Below are 15,019 nucleotides of genomic sequence, written 5' to 3'. Positions count from 1 at the left end.
AGGAGGAAACGAGTGAGAGAAGCAATAGATAACCAGCCTATGCTAACCAAAGAACCGGGAAATTTTAATCAAGAATCTCTTCGACAACTGTTTGATTTAGGCGAGTTTGAACTTCCTGCTCTTCTAAGATACGCCAATCAAATTCGTAAAAAGCAGGTTGGTGATGAAGTTCACCTCAGGGCGATTATTGAGTTTTCCAATTACTGTTCCTGTCATTGTCTCTACTGTGGATTACGGGCAGGAAACCACAAAATATCTCGGTATCGCTTAACCAATCAGGAAATTTACCAATCGGTCCAAACAGCAGTTAGATACGGATTAAAAACCATCGTCCTTCAATCAGGAGAAGACCGGTTTTATCAACCTTATGATATTGCACACGTCATCGAATTCATTAAAAAGCATTTTGACGTAGCGATTACCTTATCATTAGGAGAACACCCCCATCAGAGTTACCAAATCTGGCTGAATGCTGGGGCTGACCGCTATTTATTAAAACATGAAACCGCCGACCCAATTCTTTACCAGAAAATAAGACCGGGGAAAAACCTTCAAGATCGAATCAATTGCTTGATGGATTTAAAGGATCTCGGCTATCAAATTGGCTCGGGAAATATGGTTGGGCTTCCTGGCCAAACTTTAACATCACTGATTGATGATGTTCTCCTTATGAAAAAATTAAATGTTGAAATGGCCGGTATTGGGCCTTTTCTTCCCCATCCCGACACACCACTGGGATGTTATTCGGCTGGTTCTCTCTCACAAACCTTAAAAATTCTGGCTATTACCCGAATCGTTCTTCCAACCATTCATCTTCCGGCTACCACCGCTATTAGTACGGTAAATGATGATGCTCGTCGCTTAGCTTTAGGATCGGGAGCAAACGTCATCATGCCTAATTTCACGCCTCTAACAGTTCGCGATCAATATTCCATCTATCCTCAAAAAATCGACATCATCGAAGATCCTAAACAAAGCATGAACAATCTGAAAAAACTCTTGAAAGAAATGAATCGGACTATTTCGATGAGTTATGGCCACGCGGTAAAAATAAAAAAATATTCTTTAACTAAAAAGGAGGCTTATCATGGTTTTGGTTCTCAATGAAAGAAAAAAAGCTGATTTTATTGACGAAAAAAGTATTGAGGATTTATTAGAAAAGGGGAAAAATCGTCATCGAAAAGAAATTATGGATATCATCGAGAAAGCTCGAATGGCTCAAGGCCTTTCTCCTGAAGAATGCGCCATCCTCCTCCAAACCGATGATCCAGCAATACTAGAAGAAATTTATCATGTTGCCAAAGAAATTAAGTTAAAAATTTACGGAAAAAGATTAGTTTTTTTTGCTCCTCTTTATATTAGTAATTACTGCATTAATAATTGCCGATATTGTGGGTATCAACAAGACAACGAGTTTCACCGTCGTCGTTTAAGTCAAGAAGAAGTCGTCGAAGAAGTAAAAATTCTCGAATCCATGGGCCACAAAAGATTAGCCTTGGAAGCCGGGGAAGATCTGGTAAACTGTCCTTTGGAGTATATTCTTGAAACCATTCATACCATTTATGGAGTCAATGAGGGAAAAGGAAGTATTCGAAGGATCAACGTCAATATCGCCGCCACCACCATCAATAACTACCGAAAATTGAAAGAAGCTAAAATTGGAACCTACATTCTTTTCCAGGAAACTTACCATCGTGAAACCTATCAATATATGCATCCTCAGGGACCAAAAAGCGATTATGATTATCATGCCACTGCTTTGGATCGAGCCATGGAAGCCGGCATCGATGATGTTGGTGCTGGAGTTTTGTTTGGTCTTTATAATTATAAATTTGAAGTTCTCGGGTTGCTGCAGCATGCCCTTCATCTCGAAGAAATTTTCGGAGTTGGCCCGCACACTATTTCGGTACCTCGTTTACGACCAGCTTTGGGAGTTGATTCACTCCTCTCTCAGCATTTAGTCAATGACAATGAATTCCGCAAAATTATTGCCGTGCTCCGTCTGGCAGTACCCTACACCGGGATCATTCTTTCCACCCGGGAAAAAGCCTCTTTTCGAGATGAGTTAGCTTCGCTGGGGATTTCTCAGCTTAGTGCTGGTTCTTGTACCGGTGTTGGCGGGTATCGGGAAGAATATGATCAAATAAAGGAAAGGGCTGGAATAATTCAGGATTCTCCTCAATTTCAAGTAGAAGACCACCGCAGCCCTGATGAAGTCCTAAGGAGTGTATGCCAATCGGGGTATATTCCCAGCTTTTGTACCGCTTGTTACCGTAAAGGTCGAACTGGAGATCGTTTCATGCCTTTGGCAAAATCCGGACAGATTCAAAATGTGTGTCAGCCCAATGCCATCCTTACTTTTAAGGAATTTTTAGAAGATTATGCTTCAGAAGAAACTAAAAAAATTGGTGAATTAACTATCAAGGAACATCTTGAAGCCATTCCCAATTTACAAGTGAGAAAACTAACCGAGGAACGCCTAAGGCTCATCGAAAATGGCGAACGAGATTTATATTTTTAACCGGAGACGATGCAATTTTTTAAAATTTCCTTCTGATCATTTTTTCCTTCTCCCTTGATGGGAGAAGTTGAGAATGAGGATTAAAACCCAAGATTCGACATGCCATGGCATGTCGCTACATTAATCATGAACATTACATTATGCCCCTACAATTTTATATTCTTTTGTAGGGGCTTGATTTATCATGCCCGTGGGTTTTCAGGATAGACCTTCATGCTGCTTAGTAGCACCAGTTGACAATGAAAAAATTATATGTCGATCATTTCCCCCTTTAGCAAAGGGGGTAAGAGGGATTTGAGTTTTTACTGCTCCGTCATTGCGAGGAACGGAGTGACGTGGCAATCTCATTTAGCAAAATTTTTTTGTTACTTTCTCATTATCTCAGGGTAACCAAAAAAACCAAAAGCACCCTCCTTGCCGCGAAAGCGGCACCCCTCCAAGGAGAGGAATTGTTGTATTTATTCCTCCATCAAGGAGAGATTTAAGGGAGGTATGCCTTTCTTATTTTTTTAATCATTTATTACTCATTTCAGTATTTACAGGATAGAAATAATTGGAGGTTAAGTTATGAACGGAACTCCACGAAGCCTTCGACCCCATATCGGTATTTTTGGCCGGAGAAACGTCGGCAAATCATCACTGATCAATGCTCTGACCAATCAAGAAGTTGCCATTGTTTCCAGTGAGCCAGGAACCACTACCGATCCGGTTTTCAAATCTATTGAATTCTTACCTTTTGGACCGGTAGTTTTTATCGATACTGCTGGATTGGATGACCAAGGGTTTTTAGGTGAATTAAGAAAAAAGAAATCATTGGAAATTCTTCGCCGTTGTGATATCGCTATATTGGTTTGGGATAACCAGGGGGGAGATTTTTTCTTTGAAAAAGAACTGATCGCCTTGCTCAAAGAAAACAAAATTTTCACCATTGGGGTTCAAAACAAAACCAATGGGAAAACTCTCCAGAATTCAGAACTCGATCAGTTTCAGATCCCTCTTTTTCAAATCGATGCTCAAACCGGAAAAGGCATCGAATTATTAAAAAATTCATTGGTTGAAATCCTAAAACGTCAGTATGAAGAAAAACCCTTGATCAAAGATTTAATTCAGCCTAAAGACGTAGTACTTTTAGTTGTCCCGATTGACCTCGGTGCTCCCAAGGGGCGGCTGATCCTCCCCCAGGTCCAAACCATACGTGAAATATTAGATGCCGGAGCTTCAGCCATCATTGCCAAAGAAAGTGAATTAGCCGAAATTTTGAATAAGCAAAAATATCCCCCTCGTTTGGTGGTCACCGATTCTCAGGTTTTTCACAAAGTAGCCGCTGTCCTCCCTCCTGATCAACCTTTGACCAGTTTTTCGATTTTATTCGCTCGAAACAAAGGAGACTTAACCACTCTGGTTGAAGGAGTTCAGGTGATTGACTCTCTCAAGCCGATGGACAAAGTTCTGATAGCTGAAGCTTGTACCCACCATCCTCAGGCTGATGATATTGGACGATTGAAAATACCCCGCTGGCTTCGACAAAGAGTTGGCTTTGGTATTGAAGTTGATATTACCGCTGGTAATGACTTTCCGGAAAACATCAATGAATATCGGCTAATTATACACTGCGGAGGATGCATGATCAATCATAAGGAAATGCTGTATCGTCTTCATTCTGCTCGGGAATCGGGAGTGGCAATCACTAATTACGGCGTTTTTATTGCCTATGTTCAGGGGTTAATTCCCCGAGTATTAAAAATTTTTCCAGAATTCGACCTTCTCTTCACTTCCAGGGCTGGTTGGTAACCCGACGAACATTGATCTCATCAATCATAGCGTTTCCTCGGTGTTTAAGGAGATAGAGAATTAGGTCGGTAATTTCTTGAGGTGAGATGAGAATAGATCGATCGAGATCTGGTCTCATATTCCAAGCCAAATCGGTATCGACTCCTCCTGGAGCTATCACATAGACTCGAATACCATCCTGGTGCACTTCCTGGGCTAACACCTTGGTCATTCCCATGAGAGCATGCTTTGATGCTGTATAGGCTCCCTGAAGAACGTATCCTTTATAGCCAACCACCGAGGAAATATTTATTATTGATGGTATATCAGATTTTTTTAAAAAAGGAATAACTTCTCGAGAGAATAAAAAGGGAGCTCGAGCGTTGACCATCATTTGTCGATCCCATTCCTCGACGGTAGTTTCAACCACGGGTTTGGAGAGAGCTATCCCCGCGTTGTTGATAAGAAAATCCAATCTTCCAAATTCCTCGATGGTTTCTTTAACAACTTCTTCGGGAACATCTGGGTCAGCAATATCAACCGGAAAAATGCGAACTTTTATCCTTTTGGTTTGGATTTCTTGTTCTAGGGTTTTCATCTTTTCCAGCGAACGTGCAACCAGTGCCAAGTGAACTCCTTCATCGGCTAAGGATTTGACTATTGACCTTCCTATTCCCCGACTGGCACCTGTTACTATAGCCACTCTATTTTTTAAAAATATGGTTTGAGACAGATCAATCTCTCCTTTCCTTTCAGTTATTTCTTGGTCATTATACCATGCGCTTTTTTGATTATCAGGAAAGACCTTCATGCTGCATAGCTGCACCAGATGAGGATGAAAACCCAAGATTCGACATGCCGTGGCATGTCGCTACATTAAATATGGACGCAATTTATTGCACCACTAAATTTTTAATCATTCTTTGTGGTTTGATTTATCCAGCCATTAGATGTATCTACTTGATAGTCTTCCAAACCACCTTCCTAACAACAGATGAGGATGATAATATTTACTTAGAATTCAATCTTCCCCCTTAGCAAAGAGAGACAAAAGGGGAATTTCCCAATTTACTGACTTTTATATTTTTTAAGTTTGACGACAGATCCGTTCCAAAAAAAATGGAAGAAATCGTTTCTCATCAAGTGAAACCCCAACCTCAACATTGCTTCTATCTTTTTGGTCGGTCACCAGGGTGAGACCAGTTGTACAAATTCCCTTGGTTTCGATTTCTACAAATAATTTTCTGGTTTTAACTAATGAGCGATCAATGGTAAAAGCCAGAGCCAGGGCATCGTGCATCCAACTCCCATCTTTCTGAAGATAATCCCAATAAATCTCAAGCAGGGTTACCGCCATAAGATGAACTGGAGCTCCAACCTCTTTTATTTTCTTTAAATCTTTACTATCGATAAAAGTTGCATTTCTTCGGGTTACATCCATGCCTAGCATAACTATTGGAATACCCGAACGAAAGACTAATCTTGCAGCTTCGGGATCACAACGAACATTGTATTCTATAGCCGGCACGTCCAAGCTATTGTCACCAACCCGAGCCATCCCACCAATAAAAATGATCTCTTTTATCTTTGGAATTATAGTTGGATCATTAATTAAGGCAACCGCGAGATTTGTTAAAGGCCCAACCGCAACTAAAACAATTTCTCCAGGATTTTCATGGACCATCCGTATGATAAAATCCGCTGCCGATTCATTGATTGGGATGAGATCGGTCTCTTCTCCGGTAATTATCCCCTTCCCCTCAATACCATCTCTCCAAATATTTCTTTCTCGAAGCAAGGAAAATTCCGAACCAACAGCAACTGGAATTCCTTTCTTTCCATCCAAATCAATAAGTTTTAAAGCTATTTCTGCTCGCAGACGAACATCACCATAAACGGTGGTCACCCCTTTTATATCCAATTCTGGGGAGTGAAGAGCAAAAAGCAGAGCCATGGCATCATCAACATCGGACCCTATGTCGGTATCAAGAATAATCTTTGGCATTTTTAGCCTCCTAAATCTCGATTTCCTTTTTTAAGTGTGATTTCAAATATTTGGTAGGGTGAAACCGATTGAATATTCTTTCCATTCAGTGAATGGTATTGAATTCTCTGGTCATTTTCCGTCAGAAAGCCAGACTGAACTAATATGGTTTTTCCTTGGTTCTCAAAGCCCCGAGCCACAATTTCCTGAGGTTTCTCTCCTCGGCGGATTGAAGTTAGAATCAGTTCCGGGTTATTATTTTCATAAATCGATAAGCTATTTGGGAATACACCAGGATGTTTTCCGGTAAGCTTCGCGTGGATGGGATGACTTAATTTTTCCACCCACTTATAGCTATTGGCGGTTTTCCAATCTCTGGAATGAGCAAGAATCGAATACTGAATGTTGTGTTTTCCATATAAACGAATATCATATCGTTCTACATTTTCCCAAAGACCAGGATTGCGGTTGGAAAAATTATTTCCACCCCAAGCCAAACAATTCATCAAAACCCCGTCTTCTATTCGGTGTTTGGTCGTTCCCCGATTGAAATAGCTCAATCCAGCTTTTTCATTTCCTATATCAATCCAGTCAATACAATATAATGGTCGACCAGGTCTTCCCGTTCTTGTTCCAAAGGGGATATCGTACCAGATATGCTGGTTGGTATTAATCGGCCAATAGAGGTTCAACTTCATCGTATCATCCCAGAAATCACCCAGACTCAGTCCCTCATTTCCAAAATCGAGGGATAGATTAAAGTCAATTACCGGCAAATCACGATAAAGATAAATTTTTAATTGCGACATTATTGGTCCAATTTGACCTTGAGTGAATAAGATATCAGCCAAGTCTCCTTTTATCAATCGAACACTGGAACTCGATGAGCGATTGGTAACCCAATCACCATCGCTAAGCTGCCCCCGTACTTCATTTCCATAATATTTTTCCGGATTTATAAGCTCTACTCCGCTTTTCTTTTCCTGTAAGGAAGAGATGGTTCCATCACCTAAAATTTTAATCGAATAAAAATCATTCTCGTAGTTATAAAAGGAAAGTTCAATCTCAATGGGATCTGATGGATTAGAATCACAAGCTTGAATCATATAGGTTTGGTATCCAAAACCTGGTATATCAGGTTGGAAAAGGACATCGCATTTCTTTATACTTCCATCTTCCCAGGTTTCTTTTTCAACTAACTGAAACTCTTGTTTTTCTCCTTTAGAATTGTAAAGATGAAACGAAGAATACTCTCCTTTTTCAAATTGGAGAAAAAACTTTTCTGCCAATTTGCGAGTTCGAGAAAGAGTACTATAGAGAACCAAGGCTTTCCCCGATGATATCCAGCTGGTATCAATTTGATTGGCTAATTCTGATTCTACATCATGGGAGATCATTTCTGAACTTTTTATAGCCTCATCCAACCATGAGAGAGATTTTCTCTTTAAATCAGTGGTTTCAATCCAATATACATCATGGTGTTGAGAGGAAAGAATCATTTTCCAAATTTCATCAAATTGTTCAGGTTTTTCCGAAGTACCATTTAAAATCCAATTCATAGCATTCAAAGCTTCAGCTTGAAGTGCTGCTATTTCAGCTTTTTTATTATTTCGAGACATTTCTTCTGCCCAAACTCCTTCAATATACGACCAATAGGCATAAAGGTGGGCTGCCGAGGTTATCGATGAGGATTGCAAGCGTTGATGGAGAGCTGATCCAAGTAAGGAAAATTCACCAGTGTTATCTCTTTCCAAGTAATATCCATCGTCCAACCTTTTCATGTCAGGATTTTCAATTAAAAGTGTTGGTACGTTGACTGGGTCTTTCTGCTTCTCCCTTTCCATGAATGACTCAAAGGGTGATGCACCTCCGGTTCTTCTTTTCCTGCTATTGGGACGACTATACCGATCGAAGACATCATATATTTCCTTCGATTCACTAGGAGCTGGCATGGAGAGATAGAGTGGGATGACCGACCCATCCAAACCTTTCCAATGAGTAAAATCTTCACCATTGACATACTCAACAACTCCATAATGGACAGTTATTTCTGGAGATTTATTCTCTACAAAACGAATAACATAGGGAAAACGGGGTGGAACTGCAATTGAATACCCAAAGGAATTGAGGAGTTGGGGAAGTTGATCATGTAAACCGGTTTCCTGATGGAAGAAAATATCAATTTCATACTCTAACAATTTCCGAAAGACCTCTTTCCCATATTGGATTTGTCGTATACTGGATTCTGACCCATAAACATGACAGTGAGATTGGGAATAGTCTCCACCCACAAAACCGAGTTTTCCAGCTTTAATAAGTTCCTTCATGCGTGTTATTAGGGCTGGATCACATTCAGCTACATCTTCAAGTTCTCTTCCCGATATTTCGAAGTCAATACGAAGATGAGGAAATTTATCTAAAGAGTCAAATACTTCTTTGAATTTTTTTATATAACTGGGTAAATCCGGATCACCCCAGGGTGGAATTCTTTCTAAAACATCAGGTATTCCCTGATCTTGAACCAAAAGTGGCATTGGGTGTTGGCAGCAAACCCATATCCATTTTTTATTTTTTTCCATGGTATCAGTCTCCTCCTCATTTCTCGATCAATTATCGTTATTCCTTTACACCGGACATTGCAATTCCCTGAATGAAAAACCTCTGGGCAAAAAAGAATATGATAAAACAGGGGAGCGTTGCTAAAATAGCGTTAGACATCAGGTAACTCCAATTAACATTATATTGGTCCATAAATAGATTTAAACCCAGTTGTACAGTGTATTTTTCTTTAGAGTTTAAAAAAACCAGGGGGACAAAGAAGTCATTCCAATTATACATAAAGGAAAATATGGCGATGGTTGCCAAAGCCGGTTTAGAAAGTGGAAGGTATATCCTACAAAAAATCCCCAAAGGACCGCACCCGTCAATTTTAGCCGCATCGGCAATTTCATTGGGAATCCCCAAGAAAAATTGCCGAAGAAGAAATATATAAAACCCACTTCCTCCCAAAAAAGCTGGAATTATGATTGGCCAAAAATTATCCACCCAACCAAATTTTCGAAAAAGGATAAACCGTGGAACAATAGTTACCTGCAAAGGAAGCAGCATAGTCGAAAGAACCAGAATAAACAACACTTCACGGCCATAGAATTTAAAACGACTGAAACCATAAGCCACCAGAGCCGAAGTTAAAACATCTCCAACCATACAACTGGTGGTAATAATCAGAGAATTTTTATAAAAGGTTGCAAAGGGAAGAATTTTTAAACCATCGATGAAATTTCTCCACATCATTGGCCAAGGAAAGAGGTTTGGTGGATAGGCAGTCAGGCTTTCTGATCCCTTTAAAGCGGTGATCACCATCCAAACAATAGGAAAAATAAGCACTACTCCGCCAGCAATCATAATGATATACAAAAAAATTCGAGTAAGAGAAGGTTTTGAATAACCGAGTTGAACTTGAGGTGGTTTTTTTGTCATATTACTTCTCTCCTCCCTGATAAAATACCCATCGGCTGGATGATTTCAACAAAATAATGGTAAATACCATCATAATCATGAAGAAAACCCAAGCTAACGCTGATGCATAACCCATTTTGAGAAAACCAAAAGCATTGTTATAGAGGTATAAAACATACATCAGAGTTGCATAGTGAGGTCCTCCTTCGGTCATTACGTACACTGGTGTAAATACTTGAAATGATTCGATAATTAACATAAACACATTAAATAGGATTACCGGAGAAAGCATGGGCAAGGTAATGTATCGAAATTTAGCTAACCATTTTGCACCATCGATATCCGCTGCTTCATAAAGTTGGGCAGGAATTTCCTGTATACCAGCAAGAAAAATAACCATAGTAGTTCCAATTCGCCATAAACTCACTGTGATTACCGATGGGAGCGCCCAAAAAGAACTATTTAACCAGCGGGGTCCTTCAATTCCAAATACTGTACGTAGGAAATAATTCACAAAACCATAATTTGGGTTAAGAAGCCAGAGCCAGGCTACTGCCAGCACTACTCCCGAGACAACCACTGGAGTATAGTAGATGGTGCGGAAAAGTCGGACCCCACGAAGTTTATTATTTAGTAACATAGCAGCAAATAAGCTTAAAAATAATAAGGCCGGGACAACGATGATGATATAAATTCCGGTAACCTTTAAAGATTGCCAAAATAACTGATCGGTAACCAATCTTTCATAGTTTCTTAATCCTAACCACTTGGGTGGATCGAGAATTGACCAGTTGTAAAGACTGATAATAAATGAACTTACTACCGGTCCTCCCCATAGGAGAATAAACCCAATAAGCCAGGGCATAATAAACAAATAACCCCAGAGGTTTTCCTTGATTCTAACCCTTGATAACATGTAGCCGATCCATCCTTATCTTTTTTTAAGTGCTGGAGATTAAGAACATCTCCAGCACTCTGTCCCTTAGGGAAATTAATACAGCTTAAAATTAGAATTTTCCCTTTTTTAAAACTGACACCAATTTCATTATCCAATTACTCCTGAAGTAAGGCGTTAATTTTGCTCTGAGCAGCTTCGAGGGCTTCTTCAACAGTGGCTAACTCTTCTGATACCAAATCGAGCTCAGAATTTAATATTTCTTCAACTTCTGGCCACTGAGCAATAAATTGAGGTGCGACCCCATAAGCCATGGATTCAATGAATTTCTTCATTTTGGGATCGCTTACCTTATCCGCCCAAGACTTAATAGCTGGAGCTACATTGTAGTCAAGCATAATTTGTAGACATTCAGGATCGGTTCCTAAAAATTTCACCAATTCCCAGGCTTCTTCGGGATGCTTGGTATTCGAAAACATTCCAATAGTACAAGTTTCAAACTCAAGAGCCCGGTTTCCATTTTTCATCGGCGGGAGAACCGGAGTCCATTCAAAATCAGCGGCGCTCCAAGCTTCCAATCCCCAAGGATGGCTCCATGCACTGGCAACATTTTTACCAACAAATTCTTCAGCTAAAGCCCAACCTTTCCTTTCGCGGTTGGTAGGAGCAACGTGGTGGACTAAGCTCATATCAGCTAAGAACTTATAAGCTTCCATAGTTTCAGGAGAAGTTAAGGTCGATTCGGTTTCGTCATCGTTAAACCATTTTCCACCATTACTGGCTACAAAGGACCACGCTGCTGGCTGCCAGGCCAGGATATTTTGAGTTCCAAATTGGTCACTTTTTCCATCTCCATTTTTATCCAAAGTCAACTTTTTACAGTAATCAAGAAAAATATCCCAATCCCAGTCCTCATTTACAGTTAAACCGGCTTCACCCATCATGTCTAAATTGACACTTATGAGACAGGGACTATTCCATGTGGGCAACCCATAAATACTCCCACCTCTTCTTCCAATAGCATAAGGTTCACCATCGGAATCGACATAAGCAAGACAGGCATCATAAAATTGAGATAGATCAATGTTGTCTCTTTTAATGTATTCATCGAGATTTGCAAGAAGTTTGCGCTGAATATATTGTGTTACGGCTAATTCAGATAAAACAAATACATCGGGAGCGTTTCCACCGGCAATTCGAACTAAAAGTTTCTCATGATGTGGCCCAAATGGTGCGGTTGTGAGGTTTACTTGAATATCCGGATTTTTTTTCATAAAAAGGTCAAGATATTTTTGCTCCATTTCGACTTCATAAGGTTGACCCCAAACTGCATATTCAATGGTCGTTTTTTGTGCAAAAGCAGGTAAAAATAGTACTATTATCATAAGCAAAACTATAGTGAACATCATAATTGAACGAAATATTTTTAAGCTGTCCATAACAACCCTCCCTAAAATTTTTAATTTGATCTGGTTTCACTCTCCCAAACAACACTTCCCCCTTCCAATCAACCATCAATTTTTTTATGGTTCAACTCCCTCTTTTCTATACCCAAATAACAGAAAAGAGGGAGTGCGGGGTAAATGGGAGAGTAACAACTTTGTGGGGGTGACTTACTCTCCCCATCTCGCTACCTTTTCTACAAGTAATTTTTGGTATCGCCTCCTTTTTTTTAAAATTTAACTAACTCTTGAACATCGGGCAGTAAAGTTGTCATATTTTCAGTAATGCCCTCATGGGTAATACAGAGAGGATCCTCCAATCTTATTCCTACAGTTTCGGCCTTAAGGCTTTTAAATGGTTTTGCAAATATTCCGATATCTAACTGCAGAGCAATTCCTTTGGGGAATAAGAACTCTGAATATTGAGTTGCCGCCCCATACCCTTCCATAGCTTCTGTCCATCCAATATTATGAATCTGGCTATAAAGGGGCTCTAAGTCATATTGTTTTAAATAATTCCGTGCCACCAAATCTGCATCTCGGGCGGGTGCGTTATATTGAATTCTTTCAATAGAAAGCTGATACGCATGATGAACATGTTGAAATATCTCTTTCTGGTTGGTGTTTGGCTCTCCCACAATGACCGATCGACCCACACAAGATGCCATTCCTTCATAACGAGGGCTTATCGAGAATAAAATCATTTCTCCTTCTTTAATAATCCGATTCGAAGCCCTTCCTAAAACCGAAGAAGCCCTCTCCCCAGAGGCAACAATGGTTGATACCCCAATGCGGTCGGCTCCAAAATGCTTCATCACAAATTCTCCAACGGCTGCTATCTCCAACTCTCGTTTACCTGGTTTTATGGATTGAATCATTGCCTGCATAGCATAAGTTGCAATTTGCGAAGCTGCCCGCATACACTTTAGTTCATTTTTACTTTTAAAATATCGAGCTTTGAGTAGAAAATCGGTCATATCAACTTTTTGAACGGGAGTATTAATAATAAGCTCATAAAAAGCCTGAGTGATGATATCCAAACAGGTTAGTAAACCTACAGATTTTGGTGGAAAACTAGATGCTTCATTGAAGATTTCATTAAGTGTAAAAAAATCAAAACCTGGATAGTCTTCTTCGGGGATTTTAAGTTCCTGGAGACAACGAAATTCTCCAACTTGCATAGATTGTTCTGCATAAAGTTTCCCTTCTGGACCACCTAAAACAAAAACCTTCTGGAGACCAATCACAACAGCAGTTGGTTCAATTTGTGGATCATAATTAGTAATCCAGCCGGTATCACCAGGCCTTAATTCATTGCCAAAAGCAATTGCAACATCAACCTGGCGTTTTTTCATTTCGGCTCGGATTCTTTCAACTCGGTCTTCAAATTCTTGTCGAGGGATGTGAACCGAAAGATCAATTGGCTGACATTGTGCAATAAAACTTTCTAAGTTAAATCCCATTTTTTATCCTCCCAATTGTTAATGTCTTACTGAGTCGTTTTTAATAATTTAATTTTTTAAATCTATCACCCTTGTTTATAAAGCCAGTAACCGGCTCTTAGCCAAGAGTTTCAATACCACTTTTATTTCCTTTCCCCTAATCTTTTAGCTGCTTAGCATTCGCTTGACTTTTTGTTTTTTTTAAATACGTAGTAGCATAATAAACCGCTATTTTGCCCCACATGTTTTACGAATAACTAACTTCGGTTGGATGGCAATTTGGTTTTTTCCATGATATTGTCCCCGAATTAAATCAAGAAGCATCCCTACTGCGGTTCTGCCCATTTCTGCTATATAAATTCTCACCGTGGTCAAAGGAGGGTCTACATAATCAAGCAGTGGGATATCATCCATACCAACCACAGCAACATCTTGTGGAACACTTAATCCAGAGTCAATAAGACCCCGTATAACACCAATCGCCATTTCATCGGTTACAACAAAAAAGGCTTTGGGGAGATGGTTGTTTTTAATCATTTTTCGTGTTAATTCATAAGTGGATTCCATACTTCCAGTTCCTTTTTGAATAAAATATGGTTCTACTCTTAACCCATATTCAGTAAGGGCTTGCATATATCCGGATAGACATTCCCGATGAAATGCTTCTTCAGTAATCCCCATCATTCCCACTGATGGGTACCCTAAAGTTATCAAATGCTTGGTTGCAATATAAGCGCCATAGCGATCGTCATTATTCACAGCGAATTCCGAGTGGTTATCAAAATGATTATCAATTAAAACAACAGGTATCCCGCTAGTCCGAAGGGTAGCAATGATATCTTCACTCACAACATTGATGATTAATACCCCATCAACATCGTGGTTTTGTAAAATTCGGAATAAAGCCCCTTGCTTTTTGCCTTGAGAGTCTATGGCAAAATTAAGATTATAATTATGAGCTTCAGCAACTTCCAAAATACCATTGAGGATGATTGAGTTAAATAATTGAACTGAGGTATACTCGCGGATATCTTTACTTAAAATAACTCCAATATTGTGAGTTCTTCCTGATACTAACCTTTGAGCAGTTATGTTTGGCCGATATTTCAACTTTTTGGCTGCTTCTTCTACTTTTTGGATGGTTTCTTTTGAAACTCTAGCGCTTCTTTGAAGAGCTCGGGAAACCGTCCCTGGTGAAATACCTAAATATTTCGCAATATCTTTTATAGTTGTCGGCATCTTGTTCCCTCCATGCCATCAGTATAACAAACGTTTGTCTTGTGTCAACTATTTTTTAATATAAATGATTATTTGAGTGCCATTTTATTAGGGTTATATATTACAATCGTTTGTATTGCTCAGAGAGGGATTGCTATTTACAAAGACATCATTTCTTTTATAAGACTAAAAACCTTCTATAAAAATCTTTCTTGCTCGATTTTTTCCAGAGCTAAGGCATCCTTTTCTCCATTCAACAAACAGCTCTTTAAAATATCTCCAAAACTT

11 protein-coding genes are annotated in these 15,019 nt (G+C 39.5%); 3 read left to right on the top strand and 8 right to left on the bottom strand.

The window, feature by feature from the left end:
* Positions 1-12: 12 nt before the first annotated feature.
* From hydE to hydF, 3 genes are all read left to right on the top strand, one after another.
* Positions 13-1,107, top strand: a complete 1,095-nt coding sequence (hydE, locus tag RT761_RS08960) for a [FeFe] hydrogenase H-cluster radical SAM maturase HydE (RefSeq protein ID WP_218111083.1) — start codon at positions 13-15, stop codon at positions 1,105-1,107.
* Positions 1,088-2,521 carry a [FeFe] hydrogenase H-cluster radical SAM maturase HydG gene (gene hydG, locus RT761_RS08955; RefSeq protein ID WP_218111082.1) on the top strand — a complete coding sequence of 478 codons (1,434 nt, stop codon included), beginning with the start codon at positions 1,088-1,090 and terminating at the stop codon, positions 2,519-2,521. The genes hydE and hydG overlap by 20 nt, the downstream gene beginning before the upstream one ends.
* 567 nt (positions 2,522-3,088) lie before the next feature.
* Positions 3,089-4,312, top strand: a complete 1,224-nt coding sequence (gene hydF / locus RT761_RS08950; RefSeq protein ID WP_218111081.1) for a [FeFe] hydrogenase H-cluster maturation GTPase HydF — start codon at positions 3,089-3,091, stop codon at positions 4,310-4,312.
* On the opposite strand, the gene RT761_RS08945 is transcribed toward hydF, so the two are convergent.
* From RT761_RS08945 to RT761_RS08910, 8 genes are all read right to left on the bottom strand, one after another.
* Positions 4,290-5,102 carry an SDR family NAD(P)-dependent oxidoreductase gene (locus RT761_RS08945; protein ID WP_218111080.1) on the bottom strand — a complete coding sequence of 271 codons (813 nt, stop codon included), beginning with the start codon at positions 5,100-5,102 and terminating at the stop codon, positions 4,290-4,292. The two genes, hydF and RT761_RS08945, sit on opposite strands and share 23 nt — an antisense overlap.
* A 276-nt stretch (positions 5,103-5,378) precedes the next feature.
* A complete protein-coding gene (locus RT761_RS08940; RefSeq protein ID WP_218111079.1) occupies positions 5,379-6,296 on the bottom strand; it encodes a nucleoside hydrolase in 918 nt (305 codons plus the stop codon).
* Positions 6,297-6,298: 2 nt separating this feature from the next.
* On the bottom strand, positions 6,299-8,854 hold the full coding sequence (locus RT761_RS08935; RefSeq protein ID WP_218111078.1) for a glycoside hydrolase family 38 N-terminal domain-containing protein: 2,556 nt from the start codon (positions 8,852-8,854) through the stop codon (positions 6,299-6,301).
* Positions 8,855-8,891: 37 nt separating this feature from the next.
* Entirely contained in the window at positions 8,892-9,755 is an 864-nt protein-coding gene (locus tag RT761_RS08930) for a carbohydrate ABC transporter permease (RefSeq protein WP_218111077.1), read from the bottom strand.
* A gap of 1 nt (position 9,756) precedes the next feature.
* Positions 9,757-10,650 carry a carbohydrate ABC transporter permease gene (locus RT761_RS08925; protein WP_218111076.1) on the bottom strand — a complete coding sequence of 298 codons (894 nt, stop codon included), beginning with the start codon at positions 10,648-10,650 and terminating at the stop codon, positions 9,757-9,759.
* 137 nt (positions 10,651-10,787) lie between these two features.
* Positions 10,788-12,068, bottom strand: coding sequence for an ABC transporter substrate-binding protein (locus RT761_RS08920; RefSeq protein WP_218111075.1), 1,281 nt, complete (start codon positions 12,066-12,068; stop codon positions 10,788-10,790).
* A gap of 233 nt (positions 12,069-12,301) precedes the next feature.
* Positions 12,302-13,534, bottom strand: a complete 1,233-nt coding sequence (locus RT761_RS08915) for a M24 family metallopeptidase (RefSeq protein ID WP_218111074.1) — start codon at positions 13,532-13,534, stop codon at positions 12,302-12,304.
* Between the two features lie 207 nt (positions 13,535-13,741).
* Positions 13,742-14,752: a LacI family DNA-binding transcriptional regulator gene (locus RT761_RS08910; protein ID WP_218111073.1), complete on the bottom strand. Its 1,011-nt coding sequence runs from the start codon at positions 14,750-14,752 to the stop codon at positions 13,742-13,744.
* Between the last annotated feature and the right edge of the window lie 267 nt (positions 14,753-15,019).

The organism is Atribacter laminatus (assembly GCF_015775515.1).
In the GTDB taxonomy this organism is placed as follows: Bacteria; Atribacterota; Atribacteria; order Atribacterales; family Atribacteraceae; genus Atribacter; species Atribacter laminatus.
This window is presented reverse-complemented; position numbering and strand designations above follow the sequence as displayed.